Origin of the sequence: Brevundimonas diminuta, from assembly GCF_039673845.1 — a bacterium.
In the GTDB taxonomy this organism is placed as follows: domain Bacteria; phylum Pseudomonadota; class Alphaproteobacteria; order Caulobacterales; family Caulobacteraceae; genus Brevundimonas; species Brevundimonas diminuta_E.
On the sequence record NZ_JBDJMK010000002.1, the window covers coordinates 202665 to 224710 of the forward strand.

At 63.6% G+C, this 22046-nt stretch carries 19 protein-coding genes; 10 read left to right on the forward strand and 9 right to left on the reverse strand.

The features are described 5' to 3' along the window. Positions 1–13: 13 nt before the first annotated feature. Entirely contained in the window at positions 14–1231 is a 1218-nt protein-coding gene (locus ABE454_RS02915) for an MFS transporter (protein ID WP_346528866.1), read from the reverse strand. Positions 1232–1363: 132 nt separating this feature from the next. On the opposite strand from ABE454_RS02915, the gene ABE454_RS02920 reads away from it, so the two are divergent. After that, positions 1364–2539, forward strand: a complete 1176-nt coding sequence (locus tag ABE454_RS02920) for a saccharopine dehydrogenase family protein (RefSeq protein WP_346528867.1) — start codon at positions 1364–1366, stop codon at positions 2537–2539. A 66-nt stretch (positions 2540–2605) separates the two neighbouring features. Here ABE454_RS02920 and ABE454_RS02925 read toward each other — a convergent pair whose 3' ends face one another. From ABE454_RS02925 to ABE454_RS02940, 4 genes are read right to left on the reverse strand one after another with little or no spacing between them, the layout of a single operon-like run. Further along, positions 2606–3166 (reverse strand): class I SAM-dependent methyltransferase, encoded by a 561-nt coding sequence (locus tag ABE454_RS02925; protein ID WP_346528870.1) that lies wholly within the window; start codon positions 3164–3166, stop codon positions 2606–2608. Then, the gene (locus ABE454_RS02930; protein ID WP_346528872.1) at positions 3163–4308 is read right to left on the reverse strand and encodes a glycosyltransferase family 4 protein; all 1146 of its coding nucleotides are present in this window, start codon (positions 4306–4308) and stop codon (positions 3163–3165) included. Before ABE454_RS02930 ends, ABE454_RS02925 begins: the two co-directional genes overlap by 4 nt. A gap of 1 nt (position 4309) precedes the next feature. Continuing rightward, positions 4310–5230 carry a glucosamine inositolphosphorylceramide transferase family protein gene (locus ABE454_RS02935; RefSeq protein ID WP_346528874.1) on the reverse strand — a complete coding sequence of 307 codons (921 nt, stop codon included), beginning with the start codon at positions 5228–5230 and terminating at the stop codon, positions 4310–4312. Positions 5231–5266: 36 nt separating this feature from the next. Continuing rightward, positions 5267–6226 carry a hypothetical protein gene (locus tag ABE454_RS02940; RefSeq protein ID WP_346528876.1) on the reverse strand — a complete coding sequence of 320 codons (960 nt, stop codon included), beginning with the start codon at positions 6224–6226 and terminating at the stop codon, positions 5267–5269. Between the two features lie 171 nt (positions 6227–6397). Here ABE454_RS02940 and ABE454_RS02945 point away from each other — a divergent pair, with 171 nt between their 5' ends. From ABE454_RS02945 to lpxC, 6 genes are all read left to right on the forward strand, one after another. Next, positions 6398–6907, forward strand: a complete 510-nt coding sequence (locus ABE454_RS02945) for an RNA polymerase sigma factor (RefSeq protein WP_346528877.1) — start codon at positions 6398–6400, stop codon at positions 6905–6907. Positions 6908–7046: 139 nt separating this feature from the next. After that, on the forward strand, positions 7047–8006 hold the full coding sequence (locus ABE454_RS02950) for a FecR family protein (RefSeq protein ID WP_346528879.1): 960 nt from the start codon (positions 7047–7049) through the stop codon (positions 8004–8006). A gap of 61 nt (positions 8007–8067) precedes the next feature. Further along, positions 8068–10431, forward strand: a complete 2364-nt coding sequence (locus ABE454_RS02955) for a TonB-dependent receptor (RefSeq protein WP_346528881.1) — start codon at positions 8068–8070, stop codon at positions 10429–10431. A gap of 527 nt (positions 10432–10958) precedes the next feature. Continuing rightward, positions 10959–14033 (forward strand): TonB-dependent receptor domain-containing protein, encoded by a 3075-nt coding sequence (locus ABE454_RS02960; RefSeq protein ID WP_346528883.1) that lies wholly within the window; start codon positions 10959–10961, stop codon positions 14031–14033. Positions 14034–14268: 235 nt separating this feature from the next. Further along, positions 14269–15861 (forward strand): cell division protein FtsZ, encoded by a 1593-nt coding sequence (gene ftsZ / locus ABE454_RS02965; protein WP_346528885.1) that lies wholly within the window; start codon positions 14269–14271, stop codon positions 15859–15861. 205 nt (positions 15862–16066) lie between these two features. Continuing rightward, on the forward strand, positions 16067–16966 hold the full coding sequence (gene lpxC, locus ABE454_RS02970) for a UDP-3-O-acyl-N-acetylglucosamine deacetylase (protein ID WP_346528887.1): 900 nt from the start codon (positions 16067–16069) through the stop codon (positions 16964–16966). Between the two features lie 175 nt (positions 16967–17141). Here lpxC and pgeF read toward each other — a convergent pair whose 3' ends face one another. Genes pgeF through lgt form a run of 4 tightly spaced genes read right to left on the reverse strand, consistent with a single transcriptional unit; the run spans position 17142 to position 20145 of the window. Then, complete coding sequence (gene pgeF, locus ABE454_RS02975; protein WP_346528888.1) at positions 17142–17912, reverse strand: peptidoglycan editing factor PgeF; 771 nt, start codon at positions 17910–17912, stop codon at positions 17142–17144. Continuing rightward, positions 17909–18175 (reverse strand): helix-hairpin-helix domain-containing protein, encoded by a 267-nt coding sequence (locus ABE454_RS02980; protein WP_346528889.1) that lies wholly within the window; start codon positions 18173–18175, stop codon positions 17909–17911. The genes pgeF and ABE454_RS02980 overlap by 4 nt, the downstream gene beginning before the upstream one ends. Positions 18176–18191: 16 nt before the next feature. Further along, positions 18192–19265 carry a class I SAM-dependent methyltransferase gene (locus ABE454_RS02985; RefSeq protein WP_346528892.1) on the reverse strand — a complete coding sequence of 358 codons (1074 nt, stop codon included), beginning with the start codon at positions 19263–19265 and terminating at the stop codon, positions 18192–18194. A 7-nt stretch (positions 19266–19272) separates the two neighbouring features. Beyond that, complete coding sequence (gene lgt / locus ABE454_RS02990; protein WP_346528894.1) at positions 19273–20145, reverse strand: prolipoprotein diacylglyceryl transferase; 873 nt, start codon at positions 20143–20145, stop codon at positions 19273–19275. Positions 20146–20325: 180 nt separating this feature from the next. On the opposite strand from lgt, the gene ABE454_RS02995 reads away from it, so the two are divergent. From ABE454_RS02995 to ABE454_RS03005, 3 genes are all read left to right on the forward strand, one after another. Then, complete coding sequence (locus ABE454_RS02995; protein WP_346528896.1) at positions 20326–20625, forward strand: accessory factor UbiK family protein; 300 nt, start codon at positions 20326–20328, stop codon at positions 20623–20625. A gap of 79 nt (positions 20626–20704) precedes the next feature. Continuing rightward, complete coding sequence (locus ABE454_RS03000; protein WP_024354764.1) at positions 20705–21208, forward strand: YbjN domain-containing protein; 504 nt, start codon at positions 20705–20707, stop codon at positions 21206–21208. Then, on the forward strand, positions 21208–22011 hold the full coding sequence (locus ABE454_RS03005; protein WP_346528898.1) for a pyrroline-5-carboxylate reductase family protein: 804 nt from the start codon (positions 21208–21210) through the stop codon (positions 22009–22011). The genes ABE454_RS03000 and ABE454_RS03005 overlap by 1 nt, the downstream gene beginning before the upstream one ends. Positions 22012–22046: the final 35 nt, after the last annotated feature.

A 22046-nucleotide genomic window follows, 5' to 3' on the forward strand; every position in this document is an offset into this window, starting at 1 on the left:
TTTATCTGTTGTTTCAGACGTTTGAATCTGGCGCCGGAGTGGAAACCGGCGGTGTCAGGCCTTGCGTCCGGCGACGCATCAGCAGCGGTATGACCGAGGCGGCCAGCGCCGCGCCGCTGAACAGGACGATGGATTGCAGGCCGTGGTTCTCGGCGATCCAGCCCGCGACATAGGGGCTGACGGCGCCCAGCAGCATGGCCAGCCCTGTGCCGTTCGCCGCCGTGCGCCCGCCGTCGTTCTCTTCCAGGGCGATGGCCGTCAGGAAGGGCAGGGTGAAGGTCAGGGCGAAGGCCTGACCCAGCAGGGCCACCGCATAGACCGGCATATTGCCCGCCGCCACGATCGACAGGTTCGACAGGCCGAACACCAGCAGGCCGATGACCGCCAGCGGCCGACGCATGTGCAGGCGCGACAGGCCCGCCGCGCAGGCCGCGCCGACGATGGCCGAGACGGCTGTGGCCGCCAGAATGGTTCCGATGGTGGCGGTCGGAATGCCCAGATGGTGGCCGACCCGCTCGGTAAAGGCCCAGACGGCCATGCCGCCGACCTGCATGAAGACCATCGACAGGATGACCAGCGGGAAACCGCGCGCGCCTGCCTTGGCCGCGCCGGGCTTTTCCGCCGCCTGCGGCGCGGTCCCGGCCGGAATGCAGAAGCTGAGCAGGAACTGCATGACGGGGATGACGGCCAGCCCGCCGAACAGCGCCTTCAGCGACAGACCCGGCGCCATGCTGGCGAAGACGATGGTCAGGGCGGCGATGATGAAGGACGCGGCGACCACGGCGATGGCGTACAGCCGCTCGGCGTTTTCATGGCGCGACAGCAGGGCGGCGACACAGGCCATCTGCACCCCGATGCCGACGCCCGCCGCGCCGAAGCACAGGGCCAGAAGGGCCGGGGTCTGCGCATGGCCGGTGGCGATATAGGCGACGCCGACGGCCACGGCCGAAATCATCGCCGCGCGCCGGATGTTCAGCTTCTGCAACAGGCGCGCCGTCAGCATGGTCGAGACGGCCATCAGGGCGAACTGGGCGCTGATGACCAGACCGGCCTGACTGGGCGCCAGGCCCAGACGCTCGGTCCACAGGCCGTTGATGATCGGCGTGATGTTCAGGCCCAGATTATAGGCGAACAGCAATCCCACCAGAGCCAGCACGGCCAGGCTTGTCTTGCCGGCGCCGCTCTTATCTGAACGGTCAGCCTGCACTGCAGACGCAGTCGGATCGGACATGGTCCATCCCTCCCCGATGTTTCTTCCCGTCCCGCTTTTCCCCTCCAGGAAAGACTGGACCTTCTTGACGTAACAACTGTTGTGATTTTTGTATAGGGACGATTTCCGGTCCTCTTTGCAAGGGTGTTGTCGATGCGGGTTCTGTTCTTGGGCGCGGGTGAAATGGGAGCGGCGGCGGCGCTGGCCTCCCTGAACACGCCGTCGCTGACGTCGATCGTCATCGCCGACCGTGATGAGCCGAGGGCGCGCGCCCTGGCCGATTCCCTGATCCCCGCCGCGCCGTCCGGCGTGACGGTCAGCGCCCGCGCCGTCGATGCGACCGACGCCGCCAGCCTGAAGGGCGCCCTGTCAGAAGCCGATGTGGTGATGAATGCGGCGGGGCCCTTCTACCGCTTCGGCGCCTCCATCCTGCAGGCGGCGATCGAGACGGGCACGCACTACGTCGACATATGCGACGACTGGGAGCCGACCCTGTCCATGCTGGAGCTGGACGCCGCCGCGCGCGAGGCGGGCGTGGTCGCCCTGGTCGGCATGGGCGCCAGCCCCGGCGCCTCCAACCTGCTGGCCATGCTGGCGGTCGAGGGGCTGGATGAGGTCGAGAACCTCTACACCTGCTGGGGCGTCGATCTGGACGATGAAGACCGCAGCCAGCCGGTCTCAGCGGCGACCATCCACTGGATTCACCAACTGGCGGGCGACATCCGCATCGCCGACGGCGGGCGCCTGGCGGACACTCAGCCGCTGGAAGGCGTTGAACTGGACTATCCCGGCGTCGGGACCGGCACGGTCTACACCGTCGGCCATCCAGAGCCTGTCACCCTGGTCAACACGGTCAAGGCGGGCGGGCGCATCCTGAACGCGATGGTGATGCCGACCACGGTGATCGCCGCCATCGGCACGGTGCGCCACGATATTCAGGCGGGGGCGCTGACGATCGAGGACGGCGCTCGCGCCCTGTTCAACGTCGATGAGGCCCGCCACGCGCGCATCGTCGAGGCGCTTCCGGCGCTAGGCGAGCCGGGGCCGCTGCCGCACTTCTTCGCCCTGGCGACGGGGCGCCGCGACGGCCAGCGCGTCGTCTCGGCCTGCCGCCCGGCCGCCATGCCGGACGGCATGGCCAAGGCGACGGGCATCCCCATGAGCATCGGCCTGCGCTTCATCATCGAGCAGAAGGGCCGCCCCGGCGTCCATGCGCCGGAACAGGCGGTCGACCCGCGCTGGTTCTTCGAGGCGCTGGCGCCGCACTGCGAACCGCCGGTGGCGGACGCCGCCGCCATGGTGATCCGCACCGAGGCGCCGCAGGTCTGAAAATAGGTTGGGCGGAAGGCGCGGGATGAGCGCCTTCCGCCGCCTGAACTCTGAAAACGCGGGGGATCAACGCTTCCAGAGGCAGTCGTAGACGTGGGTGACGTCGTCAAAGGTCGTTCGCGACGGCGTTCCCGCAAAATCGTCCGGCCGGTAGAGGGCGCTGGTCAGTCCGCCGGCGACCGGATCGGGGATCCTGTCCGTATTCCACCCCAGCAGAAGCAGGCCGCCTGGCTTCAGCACGCGCGCCATGGACGTCAGGCTTTGTCTTTGCATCTCGACCGTGTCGATGCCGAAGCCGAAGACGCCGTTACTGATCACCGCGTCGAACATGATGTCAGGAAAGACCCGATCAATAGCGCAGGCGTCACCCGGCCGGTGGCGCGTCCTGTGTCCCCAGCGGGCGGCCTTCGGTTCGATGTCGGTTGTCCAGACCGTTGCGCCGTTGCGCTCAAGCGCAGCGTAATCGTCGGCCGTATAGACGCGAGTCCCGATCCACAGCAGCGTCCCGCCTGTGGCGGCCAGCGCGGGAATAAAGCTGCTGGCCATGAGCTGACGATCAGGCAGGGCGCGGATGCGGGCGGTTTCCTTACGGGTGCGTATGCGGGAAATGAAGTTGCGGAGGCTCATGCGCGAAGCATTTCCATGGTCAGGGCGGGACGGCGGGCGGCGCGGGATGTGGCGTTGCTGATGAGGCTCTGCCGGTATTCGTCCAACTCGCTGGCGCGCACGACCGGGTCATGGGTTCGCGCGACATAGGCCTGACCCTGACGCGCCAGGGTTTGGCGGGTCTGCTCATCTCGTATGAGCGCCAGCATGGCCTGCGCCAGCGGGGGCGCTTCCGGCGGGTCGACATAGATGGCGTAAACGCCGCTGGCTTCACGCAGTCCGCCGCGACCGGACGAGATCAGGGCGGCGCCGCTGGCCAGGGCCTCCATGGCGGTCAGACCCATGGCCTCTTTCACGCGTGAGGGGGTGACGGCGATGGCTGCGCGCCGGTTCATGGTCTGAACGGCGCTGAGGGATGCTGAGCGGTGGATTTCGACCCGATCGCCGAACCGTTCCAGAGGCCGGATGCAGGCGTCCGCCCAGGCGGCGCTGCGCTCCCATTCGCCCAGGGCCAAGGCGGCGCGCCATCCGGGCGCCTGATCCAGTACGATCGACAGCGCCTGGCAGAAGGCGTCCAGTCCCTTTTCAGGCAGGGCGCGACCCGAGAACAGGAGCAACTGCTCCTTGCGGTCGGCGTTTCCGCGCCATGTGGCCATATCGATCGAGTTGGCGATGGCGATGGTGCGGTCCGCCAGGTCGGGATAGTCCGCCAGGAACTCTTCCTTCGCTGTACGGCTGACCAGGACAATGTGATCGAAGAGGCGCAGCGTTACCCGGCGACGCAGGCGTCTCAATGGATTGCGCGGCCTTGTCACGCTGGTGTGGCGGAAGAACAGACTGCGGGCGTTCGGCAGACGTTTGGCGACATAGGCGGCGCTGCACAGCTGCTGGTGAAATTCCACAATGTCTGGCTGCCAGGCCTTCAGGACCTTGAGCACGGCGGCGGCGTGGGCGCGTCGGCTCAATCCGGCCGGAACGCAAAGGGTGGCGTCCGGTTCGGCCAGAGCTTCGGCGCCTTCCTCGCAGACGAAGACCGTCGAGTTCCGATAGGCGCTGAACCGGTTCAGGGTCAGGGCGACCGTTTCCATCGAGTTGAGGCGCTTGGCTTCCATGCGTCCGCCGCGCGGCATGACGATGGCGATACGAGGGGCGGCGTTTAGCATATCAGGCGATCCTCGGTGGTTGGGGCCGCCGCGGCCCGTCCAGCCTGAACAGGCGGCGGAGCTTGTAGATTCGGGTGATGAGCGCTTCGCGGCGCGAAGACCGCAGCCCCTTGACGTCGAGAAAGGTCAGCGGGCCGCCGGACAGGGTGTGCAGGCCATCCATGAAGCCCTCGGCCAGACCGCCCGGCGCCAGGCGGCGCACAGGGGTGGCGGCGAATGTCGTCGGCGTCAGGTCATTGATCCGCAACAGATGGATCGCGCGGCCATAACCGCCGTCGCAATCCTGGACCGGCAGGTGCAGCAGCCCCTTGTGCACGAAGGGCGTGCCGCCGGGCCGCGAGTCCGCCAGGTTGCTGCGGACAGGGTTGTTTTCATGCTGGCGCCACGGGCCGGTCAGGCTATCGGCCCAGGCGATGTGGAGCTCGCGCATTGACCGATCGTTCGGTCCGGGCAGGGCGTAGAACATCCACCAGCGCCCGTCATGGCGCGTGACCGTTGCGTCGATGGCGGGCAGGTCCAGCAGGCGGGCGCACGGGCGCCAGCGGTCGGGGAAGCGCTCGCACTCATACAGGGTCAGGGCGCCGCTCTTGTGCCCCTCGGGCAGCATGAACAGCCGCCCGTCATCCTCGATCAGCGCGGGATAGGACAGGTGGAAAGGCTCGGCCAGGGCCACGCCCTGTCCGGTCAGGCGGTCGCCTTCATATTGATAATAGCGGATGTCGCCGCATCGCGTGCGATAGTCATAGAACTCGGCGAAGACGGTCAGGACGCCGTCGCGTTCAATGCCGAACGGATCAGCCACATACTGGAAACTGCGAGGGAGGGGCGGCAGCCAGACGATATCGTCCGGGTGAGGCAGGCCTGCTTCCATGACAGCAGCAAGCGGCCGACGCGCGAACCCTGCGCGCCAATCGTCATACATGGCGAACTCCAGCGTCGGGAAAACTATACATGTGAATCAACGCAACTCCGGGAGCCGCCTCAGCAGCGATTGCTTCAGCCGACGTCCGCGCTCGGCTACGGTTTTGGGTTCGACGCGTTCGCGCGGCTCTTCGCCGGCGGCCCAGTGCGCATGGGTTGCGCTGGCCAGATGCGGGTGCCGGTCGTGCTGATGCACGATGGGGCTGGCGCCGCCGTCGGGGTTGGTGACGCGGTCGTTAACGAAGCCCAGAAGGCTTCCGTCGGTCATGCCCAGGGTCGCGACCCGGCCGAAATTCCTGCGCACGGACGCCGGTATCAGGCCCAGATGCACCGCCAGATTACAGGCCGCTTGATCGGCGCCGAAGGCTCCCCCGATTTCTGAACGGGGAATGGCCGCCAGTATCAGCAGGATGCGGCAGAACCGGATGATCTCCTCGCGCGGGCCCATGACGGTGCCGACGCAGATACAGGGCTTGGCCTTCAGCAGTTCGGCCAGGTCTTCGCCAACCAGGGCGGTCAGATACTTCATGTTGAAGGCGTGATCGCCCAACCGGCCTTCTTCGTATTCGACGAAGACCTCCAGACGACTGGAGCGGGGCTGAAAAGGATCGGCCTGAAAAATTACGTCGCGAACGTCGGTCAGCAGGACATTGGCGGCGTGGGGCCAGCGCTCGACCAATCGGGCGTAAAGGCCAAAGCGCGCCATGACGGGATGCGGCGCCCAGCCATCGACTTTATCGATGAAGACGGCCTCTACGGCATGTTCATCCAGCAGTTTCAGGACATCCGGACGCTTATCGACCACAAGGGCGGCAGGCCCGTCGAAATGCGCGCGCAGCGACCGAACGAAGGGCGTGATCGTGACCGCATCATAGCCGGTGGCGTAGCCCAGAACGAGGTCATCGGGCGGGCGCGTCGTCGGCTGGGGCTCTTCCCCCACGCGCAGGGTCTCGGCGAGCCAGTTCAGATAGGCGGATCGAGGCGCAAACGGCTTCATGCCGGGAACTCTGGTGAAAACGCAGCACCAAACGCGATGCTTCGTTTCTTAAGACGGCGTCCTCGCCCGCTTGCCTCATCGAATAGCGCGAGGCATGAACTGACGGATGATGGGAGCCACGCTGAAAATCATGAAGCGGCGCCTGCCCCTGTTGTGGGCGGAGGCGGGCCGTTGAGCAGCCGCGCCCATGGCGAAGACCTTTTTGCGGTCTATCTTGAACAGCGTGACGCGCTGAGCCGTTTCTTCCGGGCGCGTCTGGGGACGCAGGCTGATGTCGAAGACCTGCTTCAGGAGCTGTATCTGAAGCTTCAGGCGGCGCCGGACGTCGAGGTGCGCGAGCCCAAGGCCTATCTGTACCGGCTGGCGTCAAACCTGATGATGGACCGCTGGCGCTCGGGCATGCGTTCGGCGGCCCGTGACAGCGCCTGGGCGGCCCTGCACCAGGGGGAGGCCGATGAGACGCCGTCAGCGGAAAAGGTCGTGGCGGCACGTCAGGGCCTGGCCGCCGTCTCGGCTGCGCTGGCGGACCTGCCCGAGGGAACACAGACCGTCTTCCGCCTGCATAAGTTCGAGGAGCTAAGCTACGCCGAGGTGGCGGCTCGGCTTGGCGTATCGCGCAGCACCGTTGAGAAACGCATGATGCAGGCCTTGAAGGCGCTGGCGACGAGGCGTGGGCGATGAGGGCGCAATGGAAGCAGGCGACTGCCCGACAGGATCGCAGAGGTGGGCGAGGGGCTGTGAACGGTTTCTTTGAGGCGTTCGCCGCTCCGCGTCGTCAAAAGGTTGGAGGCGTTTCAGAACGGACGCCGGACGTGACGCGATGACCGACAGGACGCAGATCATGCAGGAGGCCGTCGCCTGGTTCGCCAGGCTGCGCGACCTTGATGCGAGCGAGGCCGACTGGCTGGCCTTCATCGACTGGATCGAAGCCGATCCAGAGCGACGGCTGGCCTATGATGCGGTCGAACAGGCGTGGGTCGATGCTGATGAAGATTCACCTGAAGATAGGTCTGAAGACGTCCCTGGTCGTCTGAAACCCGCCAATGACGATCGTCCGGTTCGTGGCGCTAGGCGGCGCTGGATGTATGGGGTCGCGGCGACTGCGGCCTGCGCTGTGTTGGCGCTGGGCGTGTGGACGCAGACCATGCGCCCTCAGGTCGAAAGGCACGCCACGGGCGACAGGGCCGAAACCATAACCCTCGCGGATGGGTCGGAAGTTTGGCTGAACCGTCACACGACGCTCGAAGCGAGGATCGGACGGCGTCAGCGCGATATTCTTCTGGGCGGCGGCGAAGCGGCCTTTGACGTGACCCATGATGCGGCCCGACCCTTTATCGTCCACGCGGGAGATCGCAACGTCCGCGTATTGGGCACGGCGTTCGACGTCATCCATCAGGGCGAACGCTTTGTTGTTCAGGTCGAGCGCGGACGGGTCGCCGTCACCCCTTCGGGCGCCGCCCGACCGACGGACCTGTCTGCGGGGCAGAGCCTGCGCCAGTCGGGCCGGGGCGCTGTTTCCGTCGCGACCGAGGACCCGGAAACGATCGGCGTGCGTCGTGACGGCATTCTGGTTTATCATGAGGCCCGTCTGGCGGAGGTCGTTGATGACCTGTCGCTCTATCTGGACAAGGCGGTTATAGCAGACGATGCGGCGCGCGAACTGCGATTCAGCGGCGTATTGAAAGCTGATGATGAAGTGAACGTCCTTGGGCAACTCGAAGCTTTTGCCCCAGTCAGGATTGAACGCGCCTCAAACGAGGTTCGCATCACCGCGCGCTAGACGGTTCGGCGTCTGCACGGGGATCGCCTTGACCTGCGCCGCAAGTCTGTCGGCGACGGACGTGTCCGCATTCGACCGCACATTTCGTTTCAATGTGCCGCCGCAACGCCGGTCTGAGGCCCTGCTTGAGGTCGCCATTCAGGCTCGGACACCGTTGGGCGGGGATCTTGGCGCCTGTCGGGGACGGTCGGTGCGCCTGCAGGGCGTGATGTCGCTGGAAGCCGCCCTGAATGTGGTTCTGGCGGACAGCGGGTGCGACTATGCGCATGGGCCGAACCGCAGCATCGTCATCCGCCGGGCCTCGGTCCGTGCCGCCGCACCGACGGCACGGCCGATCCCGGCGCCGCCCGCACCGCCTGAAGTTATGGTCACTCAACTCAGCGACGTGATCGTCACAGCCGAGCGTCGAACCGGCTCGCCCCAGTCCGCCTCATCCGCAATCACCGCCCTGTCCGACGCTCAGATTGAGGACGCTGGCGCAGAAGGCGCCAATGGTCTCAGCGCCCTGATTGCAGGCATGACGGTGACGAATCTAGGGTCGGGTCGTAACAAGATTCTGCTGCGAGGCATGTCGGACGGCGCGTTCACCGGCCAGACGCAATCGACGGTGGGTATCTATTTCAACCGCTCGCCTTTGACCTACAGCGCGCCTGACCCGGACCTTAAGCTGGTCGATCTGGATCGCGTCGAGGTTCTGCGCGGACCGCAGGGCGCTCTCTATGGCACCGGGCCGATCGGCGGCATCGTGCGCATTGTTCCGATGGCGCCTGATACCGTGAATGAGCAGTTGGAGATGAGCGCCTCCCTGTCCAAGATCGAAGGCGGCGGTCAAAATACGGACTTCTCTTTGATGGCCAACGCGCCCTTGCCAGGTCAGGCAGGCGCGATCCGGGGCGTTGTCTATGCTGAAGAGAACGGCGGCTATCTGAACGACGCCAGTCAGAGCCGCAGGCATGTGAACAGCGGCCAGCGGCGCGGCGGGCGGCTCGCAGCCTCATTGAACCTTGGCGGCGGGTGGACTTTGAGCGCCGGCGGCATTCGGCAGCGGATCGAGACAGAAGATACACACTATGTTCATCGGACGTCAGGCGGCCATAAGCGCAGCAGACTGGTCCGTGAACCGCATGACAATGACTTCCGCGAAGTGCACCTGTCGGTCGAGGGCACGGGCGACTGGGGCAGTCTTGAAACGACCCTGTCTCGGGTCAACCATGATTTCACCAGCCGGTATGACGCCTCTGCGGGCCTGGCTTTCTTCGGCTCCCATGGCCTCATCGGTGCTCTGGATGACGCCAAGAGGATAAACCTGACGATTTTCGAGACGGTCTACAGTTCGCCGCAACAGGGGCGTCTGCGGTGGTTGGCCGGAGTGTTCGCCTCGACCGGCGAGACGCGAAGTGATGCAGAGCTTTGGACTTTGTGGCCATATCGTGAACTGACCTACACTGAAGAACGCCAGGACGAGCGCTATGAACTCGCCGTTTTCGGCGAGGCGGGTTACGACCTGACGCCAAGCCTGAACCTGGCTGTCGGCGGGCGTTATTATCGGGGTGTGGATCGTACGCGGTCGCTGGTGCGCCAAGGGACGGAGACGCGGCCTTTTGATGGTGAAGGCGAAGACAGGGGGTTTTCGCCCCGCGTGACGCTGGCCTATCAGCCGATAGGTTCATGGTCCTATTATGCACAGGTCGCCAGGGGGCACCGGGCGGGCGGGTTCAATACTGCTGGTCCGATCGAGTGGGGCTTTGAGGGCAAATACAGCGAGCCGGAACAGTTCTATTCCGGCGATGTCCTGTGGAACTATGAGATCGGGGCTAAAGGCCTTTTGTGGAATGGTCGGGTGCAGACGCGCGTCGCCCTTTTTCACGCCGACTGGACGGATATCCAAAGCGACCAGTTCCTGCCTAGCGGTCTGGTTTACGCCGTTAATGTTGGTGATGGCGTTAATACGGGGCTGGAGCTTGAAACCAATTGGCGCCTGACTTCAGAACTGGAGCTGAAGGCGAACGCGCTCATTTCAAGGCCGAAGTTGACGCAGCCGAGTTTTGATTTCGATGCGCGTCCGCGCACAAGCCTGCCTGGCGTTCCTGCCGTTTCGGCCAATGTCCATCTGAATTGGAAACGCCAGATCGGCCCCGACCTGATTGTTTTCAGTTCGGCTAACGTCGCCTATGTCGGGCCATCCCGTCTGACGTTTGACGCTGAGCCACGAAACAAAATGGGCGACTACGTCACAGGTCGTATCTCTGCGGGGCTGGCTATGCGGCGCTGGCGCCTGACGGCCTATGTCGACAATCCATTCAATACATCGGCCAACACTTTCGCCTTTGGCGACCCCTTCAGTCTGCCTGAAGCCTTGACCACCACGCCGATCCGCCCGCGTACCGGTGGCGTAATCCTGTCATGGCGGCCGGGTCGTTTTTGACATACGTCTGTGCCGCCTGATGCCCTAAGGCAAGGTCGTACGAACTATTTTGACAGTATTAAATACCGGTAGTTTGGCATATTATTGTAAATCATCATAATTATTAGTTGTCGCCTAGGTGGTTGTCCTGATGTTTTGTTCTGAGATTGCGATATTTGGGTGCGCTGCTATGCGCGTTTGAGATCTCGGACTCTCTAGGTGGGCGCGATTTAGGCCATTTGACTCGATCCGATGGAGCAATCTTTTCCAAAAACCATCGTTCGTATTTGCAAATATGGACAGCTTTGATATCTATATCTCAACTATATGATCGTTGTTTTTGTATTATAAATACTTAAATATGGCAAGCTAGGTGTATTTACGTAGTAAATTTGTGTCATTCATGCTTCATGTACGGTAGGAAGTCGGCTTATTTGAGTTAATAATATTGCTGATCTGTAATTTGAAGTTAGACCTCAATGTCTTCGGAGCTGGGCGCGGTGCGTTCTGGTTAGCCGGTATGGCGATAGATGTTGAGGTCTATACCTATGAATTCGAAAAGAAATTATCTTTTTGGCACGACTGTTCTGGCAGGTGTCATTGCCGTGTCGGGTCCAGCTTTTGCGCAAGTCGCAGAGCCGCCCAACGATCAGCGCGCGACCGAAGTTTCTGAAGTTGTTGTAACAGGGTCGCGTATTCGGCGTAATGACCTGACGTCAGCTTCACCTTTGACGGTCGTGTCGTCAGAGACAATTGATAATAAGGGCTTCGCCAATGTGGCGCAGGCGCTGCATCAGCAGCCAGTTTCTGGTGTTCCGATCACTCCAGATGGTGATCAGGCAGGTTTCGGCGTCGGGCGAAGCTTCGTCAATCTGTTCAATCTTGGCACAAACCGCACGCTGGTTCTGGTAAATGGCCGCCGCTTCGTTGGCGGCAATGTTTCTTCGATTTTCTCGGGGGCTAGTGCGGGTGGACAGGTCGATTTTTCATCGATTCCTACGGCCCTTATTGATCGAGTCGAGACGGTCCAGGCGACGGGCGGCGCGGTCTATGGTTCAGACGCTGTTGCTGGCGTTATCAATGTCATCACAAAGAAGAACTTCGAAGGACTCGAGTTAAACGCTGAGTATGGAATTTCCGATCGCAGCGACGGCGATCAGGTGCGCCTGCGTCTGACCGGTGGAAAGACCTTGCTGGATGATCGTTTGAGTGTGGCCGGTAGTTATGAATACGCGGAAACAGATTCGCTCGGTTATAAGGATCGAGATCGTACCGCGTTGCAGATGATTAGAGGTAATAACCCAGAGAATACCAGTCCTAATGATGGAATTCCTGCTCAGATATGGTATTTTAACCGCCGCTTGCCTGAGCTGACGCAGGGCGGTCTGCCTTTCCGTACCTCAGGTATCGGTTTGGCGAATGTTCTTACGATTGCTGATCCGAACAATGCGGGGCGCCGCGTGATGGCTCAGTTTGCACCAGATGGTTCGTTGGTGCCCTATGATGCCGGAAAATTTGTGCAGCAGTCTATCTCTTCTGGTGGAGACGGATTGAATCTGGCGGAGCTTACATCGTTACAGGCACCTGTGAAGCGCCATAACGCCACCTTCTTCAGTACATATGAATTTACACCGCGCATCCGCTTGGACGCTGAGGTGTTTTACAACCATACAGAGGCATCCGAAGATTATAATCAGCCTATCTACAATAGTGGAATTTTCGGTGGGACATCTGGTGCTCTGCGGTTCTCGACCGCGAACCCATTTCTTTCGGCGGCTACTCGCGCAGCCATTTTAAGTCAGCCTGTACCGTTGCCGATGGATGCTAATAATCCAGGCGAACGATTGTTCTGGGTTCATCGTGCATCTACAGATTTGGTTAAGCCAAAAAATTATGCAGAGTCAGATACAATACGAGCGGTACTCAATCTTAACGGTGACTTTGAGGCTGTTGGGCGTACCTTTTTCTGGAATATTGCAGCCAATCATGGTCGCAATGAAGGGTTTTTCCGGCAGGACAATATTGTCCAGTCGCGTTTTGCAGAGGCGATCAACGTCAACCGAGCGTCAAATGGCGATCCTCAATGTGCTGATCCGGTTGCTCGCGCCGCAGGCTGCGTGCCTTTGAATCTGTTCGGCAAAGGCGCGCGTAGTCAGGCGGCATTGGATTACATCGGAACGACATTCCGTCAGGACTACACGATTAAGCAGGCGACCTATGAAGCGAACTTCGGCGGTGATCTGTACAGGCTACCAGCAGGACCTGTGGCGTTCAATGTAGGGTATGAGTATCGCAAGGAGGAGTCAGAGTTTCAGCCGAATGAAGCTTCGCGTCTTGGTGTTGGACGTACGGCGCCTATCAGTCCTATGAAGGGGGAATACAGCACCAATGAGTGGTACGGTGAGCTATCGGTTCCAGTCTTTGGTGGAGACTTCACCTTCCCGCTGCTGAGGGAGCTGGCGCTCGATGGTTCGTATCGTTCAGTCGACAATTCCATCGCAGGCAAGGACGAAGCATGGGCTGCCGGGCTGCGCTGGCGCCCCATTGATGATTTGTTGATCCGAGGCAGCATTAGTCGCTCATTCCGGGCGCCGGCGATCACTGAGTTGTTCACGCCGGAGTCGACCAGCTTCATGAGCGCGACTGATCCGTGTGATTATCGGAACATTAATAGCGGTCCAAATCCGGCAGCGCGTAAAGCGAATTGCCAGCAGGAGTTTAAGCGCCTAGGTCTTCCGGAAGATTTTCAACTAACCTCTATAATTCAGTCTGCTACGCAACGTGGTACGACGTCGGGTAATCCGAACCTCAAAAATGAAGTCGCGGATCAAGAAACATACGGTTTTGTCTACCAACCTAAGTTTATACCTAATCTTGCAATCTCGTTTGATTGGGTGAAGATTGATTTGACCAATGCCATAGCCAATTTCACGCTTACTTCAATTCTTCAGGTTTGCTACGATGTTCCTAATCCTGATCCGGCGGTATGCGGCCGGTTTCAGCGTGGGAATAAAGAGTTGATGAACGGCGATACCAGCTTGGCGGGCCAGATTTTGGGGGCCGACATGGCGCCCAACGGCGTCGGGCCGAAATCTGGTTTTGTTAATGCGGGCTATCTGAATTTCTCTGGTTGGGCCGGGGGAGTTGAGTATGCGATTAATCTTGATGAATATCAGTCTCTGTCAGGTTTGGGGGGGCGTATAAGTTGGGATTTAGATATTTTCCGTACTGAGACCTATGAGTCTTCAGTGACGGGTTTGGGTTTCGATCTGGCAAATTCCGCCAACACTATCGGTACGCCTGAGACCCGTTGGAAATTGGATACGGCCTATACCCGAGGCGGCTTTGGGGCTCAGTGGACTGTAAGATATACTGGAGAAAGTAAGTTTAGTAACACTGCAACGATAGAGAATTATACACCTCTAACCGTTCGTGAATATTATCTGAACGATCTCTCCCTAGCCTATCGGTTTGATACTAACCGCCTGGGGATGAGCGGTGTTACGGCTAGATTGCAGGTCCGTAACGTCTTTGATGTCGAACCGCCATTGGGCACCACCGGCATCGGTGTTTACGATTTGATCGGCCGCTACTATCAGATCGGTGTTTCAGCCCGTTTCTGACTATCTATAGTTAGATGTTGGACGAGAAGGGTGCGGTTGTGGCCGCGCCCTTTTTGTTGTCTCCAGGCGAGCGGCTCTGCTCTTAAAGGGGTGGTCAGAAGTCCGACTCGCGTTAGTCATGGTAACCCTTCGTTAACGCAGTCGGGGTTTTCCTTAACGCGCTCATAACCAATGCGATTCGGCGGGGAGTTCGCATCGGGGACGAAGGGCAGGGTCCTTAGGTCGGAATTGTATTATGTCTCTCTCGCTGGTCAGGCCGGAAGCCACGGAATTGAAGCCCCGCATCGTCGTCTTCGGCGTAGGCGGAGCGGGCGGAAACGCGGTCAACAACATGATCGACTCCGGCCTTGAGGGCGTGGAGTTCGTTGTCGCCAACACCGACGCCCAGCACTTGAGTTTCGCCAAGACCGACCGCCGCATTCAACTGGGTGAGACGATCACTCAAGGGTTGGGCGCGGGCGCTCACCCTGAAGTCGGCATGAACGCCGCCGAGGAGAGCGCGGACGAGATTCATGCGCACCTGGAAGGCGCGCACATGGTCTTCATCACCTGCGGCATGGGCGGCGGCACCGGCACCGGCGCGGCGCCGGTCATTGCCAAATGCGCGCGCGATCGCGGCATCCTGACCGTCGGCGTTGTGACCAAGCCCTTCACCTTTGAAGGTCGTCACCGGATGCGTCTGGCCGATGCGGGCGTGGCCGAGCTGCAGCGTTATGTCGACACCCTGATCGTCATCCCGAACCAGAACCTGTTCCGCGTCGCCAACGAACGCACCACCTTCTCCGACGCCTTTGGCATGGCCGACCAGGTGCTGCACTCGGGCGTGCGTTCGATCACCGACCTGATGATCCTGCCGGGCCTGATCAACCTCGACTTCGCCGACGTCCGCGCCGTGATGAGCGAGATGGGCAAGGCCATGATGGGCACGGGCGAGGCCACGGGCGACGACCGCGCCCTGCTGGCGGCCCAGAACGCTATCGCCAACCCGCTGCTGGACGAGACAAGCCTGAAGGGCGCCAAGGCCGTGCTGGTGAACATCACCGGCGGCATGGACATGACCCTGCTGGAAGTCGACGAGGCCGCCAACGCCATCGCCGGCGAAGTGGACGGCGACGCCAACATCATCTTCGGCGCGGCCTTCGATCCGGCGCTGGACGGCAAGATCCGCGTCTCGGTCGTCGCGACCGGCATGGATGAGGCCGTCATCCAGCAGATCGAACCGCAGGGGCAGAACTTCACCCGCACCGGCGGTCTGCCGAACTCGGCGCCGCGTCAGCCGGAAGTCCGCATCGACCCGGTGCGCGACGCCGCCCCGCAACCCGCGCCGGCTCCGGTCTATGAGGCTCCGGCCGCGCGCGCGCCTGAGCCCAAGATTGAAGCCAAGCCCGAACCGGTCATCCGTGACGCGCCGCGCAATCTGGAGCCGATCGTCGATCCGTGGGTCGAGGAATATGAGCAGGGCGCCGGCCGCGCCCAGCCTGCGGCGTCTTCGGAGCAGGGCGATCTCTATTTCGACCGCGCGCAGCAGCGTCAGCAACCGGCGCCGCAACAGCCGGTCCAGCGCCCTGCCGCCCGTCATGAAGAGCCCGTCGACGAGCCCTTCTATGACGAGCGCGATCATCGCCGCAGCGGCTGGAGCCTGTTCGGCCGCAAGCGTCAGCAGCCGCAACAGCAGCAGTCCTATGCGCCGCCGCCGTCGTCGAACCGCACCACCCAGCAACTGCGCCAGACGCAGTCGATGCAGCCGCAACAGCAGGATCCGCAGGTGGGCCAGTCCGACGATGACGATCTGGAGATCCCCTCCTTTCTTCGCCGCCTCGCGAACTGATCGACCCAAAAAGCCCTGATACAGAAACGCCCCGGAGCCGACCTCCGGGGCGTTTTTGCGTGTGGAGGCGGGCGGGCCCGCGCGTCGCCGAACCGAAACAATCCGAAACCCGACTTTCATTTCGGGCTTGAGCCGGGGGGCGTAAACGACAGGCGAGGCGAAGACCGTCCCGTTCGGGGCGGGTCGCGCAACAGAGAGTTTCCGAGTGACGGTCCGCAACGACCAGTACGAACAGACCATCGTCGCCCCGGCCATCTGCGCCGGCGTCGGCGTGCACACCGGCCGCCGCGTGCGTCTGGTCGTGCGCCCGGCTGCGCCCGGCCACGGCATCGTCTTCGTGCGCACGGATGTGACTGACCGCGACAACCGTATCCCGGTCTCGGGCGATGCGGTCGTGGATGCGCGCCTGAACACCATGATCGAGAACGCGGCGGGCGTGCGCCTGTCGACGATCGAGCATCTGATGGCGGCGCTGTCGGCGCTGGGGGTCTCGAACGCCGTGATCGAGGTGGACGGGCCGGAACTGCCGATTCTGGACGGCTCGGCGCTGCCGTTCGTGCAACTGCTGGACCGCGCGGGTTTCCGTCGTCAGGAAGCGCCCCAGACCTATATCGAAATCCTGAAGCCGATCCGGGTGGAGGAGGGCGACAAGTCCGCTGTCCTTCTGCCCTGCGACCGCTATGAGATGCGTTTCGAGATCGACTTCCCGACGCCGGTCATCGGCAATCAGGTGGTGGATTTCGTCGTCGACGAGGCGACCTTCCGCTCGGACATCATGGCGGCCCGGACCTTCGGCTTCGCCCATGAGGTCGAGGCCCTGCGTCAGGCGGGGCTGGCCCGCGGCGGCTCGCTGGAGAACGCCGTGGTCATCGACGGCGACCAGATCCTGAACCCCGGCGGCCTGCGCATGGAACGCGAGTTCGTGCGTCACAAGGCGCTGGACGCCATCGGCGACCTGTATGTGCTCGGCGCGCCGCTGCTGGGCCGCTATGAAGGCGTCAAGGCGGGCCACGCCCTGAACAACAAGCTGGTCCGCGCCCTGCTGGCCCAGCCGGATGCGTGGCGCGAAACGGTGCGCGTGCCCGACATGGCGATGGCGGGCTGACCGCTTCCTTCTCCCCTTGTGGGAGAAGGTGGCAGGCGGAACCTGACGGATGAGGGGGGCGATCGCCCCGGCGTCCGGATGGGCGCATCGCTTGCCGAGATGATTTCCGAATGCCGCGCTGGCCCCCTCATCCGAGCGCCTTCGGCGCCCACCTTCTCCCACAAGGGGAGAAGGGTCAGGTGAGGGTGATTGCTGAGATCAACCGCCCGAAGTCCGGTTCGCCCGTCAGATAGGCGCGGCGGTTGGAGTAGAAGCGCCCTTCATCCGCGCGCGTGTCGTCGCCCGTCCATGCCGCCTCGCCTACGCCTGCCTGCTCCAGTCGCCACAGGACGAAGCCGGGCAGGTCGAACTGGCGTTTGTCGTCGGTCGCGCCGGGGGCGAAGAAGCGTTCGCTGCCGGGGTCGTGGTGGGCGAAGCGGTCCTGATAGTCGGCGCCGACCTCGTATGAGCCTTGAGCGATGCAGGGGCCGACGACGGCGACGATGCGCGATGGTTCGGCGCCCAGCGCCTGCATGGCTGTGACGGTCGAATGGATGATCCCGCCAAGGGCGCCCTTCCAGCCCGCGTGGGCGGCGCCGATGACGCCCGCCTCGGCGTCGGCGAACAGCGCGGGCGCGCAGTCGGCGGTCAGGACGGTCAGCACCGGCCCCTTGACGCCCGCGACCACGGCGTCGCCTTCGGGGCGGTCGCCGGCCCAGCCGCTTTCGGCCACGCGGGCGACGGCGGAGTGGACCTGATAACAGCCGCACAGATCGTCGGCGGCGCCGCCCATCCATTCGGCGACGCGGCGGCGGTTCTCGGCGACGTGGGCCGGGTCGTCCTTTGATCCTACGCCCGCGTTCAGGCCGGAATAGATGCCCTCTGATACGCCGCCCGCGCGGGTGAAGAAGCCGTGGCGCACCCCGGCCCTGGTCAGCAGCGGATGGGTGACGGGGTTCAGGCTCATGCGGCGCCCTCCAGTTCGTTGCGGGCAGCGTCGATGGCGGCCTGAACGGCCTTGCGGGCCTGCGGGCTGTTCTTCCAGCAGGTTGAGCCGACGCTGGCGGCGGCGCCCGCGCAGACGACCGCCGCGTCGGCCTGGGCCAGACGGACGAAACCGCCGACGCCCAGTTCTTCCAGCCGTTCGATCACCTTGGGGCCGACGCCCTTGGTCGCCAGCAGGATCTGGCGCTCGTGCTCGGTGAAGGTCATGGCTGCATCCGTCTCCATCTTCGGGCAGGCTCCGTCAGAAGCCCGGCAGGGCCAGCGAGCGCGGCGAGAAGATCGCCGCCGCCTTGAAAAGTTCGCCCATCTGGTCCGGCGCGGTCAGGCGGTCCAGCTGGCGCTGGATGACCGGGGCGGCCTCGGGGCGTCCCTGCATCAACCGCTGGGCGCGGGCTTCGATCCCCAGCGCCTTGAGGAAGGCGCCCTGGCCGACGCAGCCGGTGACGTCGGCGCCGCCGCGCACGGCGGCCTCCAGCACCAGCGGGAAGTCGGCCCATTGCGTCAGGTCGGCCTCGCCGGGCGTCGACAGGGGATCGACCTTCTGATGCCGTCGCAGGGCCTGAAGCGTGTCGCCCGCCTCGGGTCTGCTGCGGCCGTAGTCGATCAGCAGGGCGGCGCCGGATGCGGCGCGGATCATGGTCGCCAGATCACGGCCGAAGGCGGCCTGCTGTTCGGAAATCTCGATGATCTGACCCGGCTCGACGTCGAAGCCGGGCGTTTCGAAGCCGTCGGCGATGGCGGTCAGGCCGAAGGTCAGCTCATTGTCGTCGGTGACGCCGATGCGGCGCTCGGCCCAGCCGCCCTCGGTCTTGATGAACTGGCGCGCGGGCAGGCAGTCCAGCACCTCATTGGCGATCAGGATGACCGGGGCGTCCGTCTCGATCTTGTGCAGGGCGCTGAGCCAGCGCGGATGCACGTCGGCGTCGGCCAGCCGCCGCGCCTGTTCGGCGCGTAAGGGGGCGCTGGGCTCGATCAGGATCAGGTCGACCGCCTGCAGGAAGCCGGGGACCAGCCGCGCCGCGCGCAGCACGTCAGACATCAGCGTGCCGTCGCCGGGGCCCACCTCGACCAGCCGCACACGCTCAGGCGCGCCCAGACGGGTCCAGGTCTCGACCGCCCACAGGCCGATCAGTTCGCCGAACATCTGGCTGACCATAGGCGCGGTGATGAAGTCGCCGCGTTCGCCCAGCGCTGGGCGGGTGGCGTAATAGCCGCCCTTGGGGTCGTGCAGGCAGCGGGTGACGTAGTCCGTCACCGTCATCGGCCCGGTCAGCACGATCTCGCGGACCAGCCGGTCCTTGAGCGTCTCCGCCATGATGGTCTTACGCCTCCGCGACTTCCGGTTTCTTCAGCGCGCGCCAGATCAGCCAGGCGCCGACCAGCATCATCGGGATCGACAGGATCATGCCCATGGTCAGGCCCAGCGGCAGGTTCTCCAGCCCGGCGTCGGGTTGGCGCACATTCTCCAGCGCGGCGCGGCAGACGCCGTAGCCCAGCAGGAACAGGCCGGTGACGAAGCCCGGACGCTTCAGCATCCGCCACTTCCAGATCGCCAGCGACAGGACGATGAACAGCAGCAGGCCCTCAAGCCCGGCCTCATAAAGCTGGCTGGGGTGGCGCGGCTCGTTGCCGGCGGGGCAGAAGCCATACATCTGCTGGATGCGCTCGTTGCAGAAGCGGATGGCCCAGGGAACCGTCGTCTCGCGGCCCCACAGTTCGCCGTTGATGAAGTTGGCGATGCGGCCGAAGAACAGGCCCAGCGGCGCGACCGGGGCGATCAGATCGCCAAGGCTGAGCGGGTTCACCTTCTGGCGGCGGGCGTAAAGGGCGATGGCGATGACGACGCCGAGGAAGCCGCCGTGGAAGCTCATGCCCCCGGTCCACAGCTGCAGCAGCTCCAGTCGCTCGCCCAGACTGTCGCCGGTGAACAACTGGGCGAACATCGCCGGCTTGTAGAAGAGGGCGTAGCCGAGGCGGCCGCCCAGAATGACGCCCAGCGTGATCCACAGCACCAGATCGTCCAATTGCTGTCCGCCGACGGGCGACCGGCCCGGCGCCCACAGCCGTTCGGTCTTGGCCAGACGCGAGGCGTACCACCAGCCCAGCACGATCCCGGCCACATAGGCCAGGGCGTACCAGCGGATGGGCAAGGGGCCGAGGTGGATCAGGACGGGATCGAATTCGGGAAAGGGCACGGGGCCTCCGTCTGCGCCTTCAGAAGTTGTCCATGGTCTAGCAAGGGCGACTGCATTCGTCGCGCGCTTTTCCCGCGAAGCAGTCTATAGGCCGCAGACAGGTAAGGTTTGGTTTACCCAAATCAATGCACCGTTAACCACGTTCGGGCCGATGGTCCGGGAGTTCTCAAGAGGCCGCACATGCAGACGCGCAATCCCCTCCTTGATGAGTTCGCCAAGCTGACGACCGGCGCCATGGGGCTGGCTCAGGCTGCGGGTGAAGAGGCCAAGGCCGCCTGGCGCGCACAGGCCGACCGCTTCGTCGCCGAAATGGATCTGGTCCGCCGCGACGAGTTCGACGTGCTGAAGGACGAGATCGCCGCCCTGCGCGCTGAGATCGCAGCGTTGAAGGCCGCTCCTTCAAGTCCTGGGCCCGCGCCGAAGAAGGCCGCCAAGGGATCGTCCACAGACGCCGCCTCGACCCCGGATTCAGCCGGTTGAGCCGAATCTGCGAACACGCCTACCGTCCTCGAAAGCGCTCATTTGAGTCGCTGCCGCTGCTGAAGAAGTTGAACGCCTGATGGATGCTGTGAGACCCGAAGAGGTCGACCTGCCCTTTGATCCGCTGGATGTGGTCGAACACGTCCTGACGGCGGAGAACCTGCCGTTCGACCGCACGGACGAGGGCGATCTGGCCTTCGCCCTGGCCGGCGACTGGAAGGACTACGAACTCTGGTTCGCCTGGCGGCCCGAGGGCGACTGCCTTCAGCTGTGTCTGGCGCTGGACCTGCGGGTGGCCAAGACGCGCCGCGCGGCGGCCTATGAACTGGTGTCGATGATCAATCAGCGCACCTGGCTGGGCCATTTCGAGATCTGGCCGGACGAGGGCGAGATCGTCTTCCGTCACGCCCTGGCCCTGCCGCACACCGAGCGCCCGACGCTGGCGCAGGCCGCGTCCATGATCGACGCGGCGGTCGAGGCGGCGGACCGCTATTATCCGGCCTTCGACTTCATGGTGCGCGGCTCCAAGAAACCGCAGGAGGCGATCGACGCCTGCCTGTTCGAGACCGTGGGCAACGCCTGATGAGCGGCAACGGACATCCGGTCGTGCTTCAGGGCGTGGGACGCCTGGGCTCGGCCATTCTGGAAGGCTGGCTGGCGACGGGCGCCGTCGATCCGGCCGATCTGATCATTCTAACGCCGTCTGAAAAGCCGGTCGCCGAGGCGGCGCGGGCCAAGGGCGCGCGGATCAATCCGCCGCTGGAGGAACTGGCCAAGGCCCGCGCCTTCGTCATCGGTGTCAAGCCCGCCAAATGGCTGGAGGCCGCGCAGGCGGTGCTGCCGCATCTGGCGGCGGACGCCGTCATCGTCTCGGTCATGGCCGGGGTGCGCGGTGAAACGATCTCTGACGGTTATGACGGCCGCCCGGTCGTGCGCGTCATGCCGACGACCGGCGTGGCTCAGGCGCGCGGCGTGGCGACGTTGTGGTCGGCTGATCCCGATGCCCTGAAGGTCGGGCGGTCCCTGTTCGAGCCGATCGCCGAGACGGTTCTTCTGGACGAAGAAGCCCTGATGCACGCCGCGACGGCGGTGTCCGGCTGCGGCCCGGCCTATTTCTTCGCCTTCACGCGGGCTCTGGCCGAGGCCGGAGAGGCCGAGGGCCTGTCGCCCGACGCCGCGGCCCGTCTGGCGCGCGCCACCCTGCGTTCGGCTGCGGCGGGCGTAGAGGGCGACGAGGCGCTGAACGCCCTGATCGACCGCGTGGCCTCGCCCGGCGGCGTAACCGAGGCGGGCCTGATCGCCCTCAATGAAAACGGCGCCCTCGACCATTCTGTCGAAAGCGCCGTGAAAGCTGCGGTCGCCAAGTCCACTGAACTCAGCGGCTAAGCTTCCCCTCTCCCGGCGGGAGAGGGTTTGAGCGC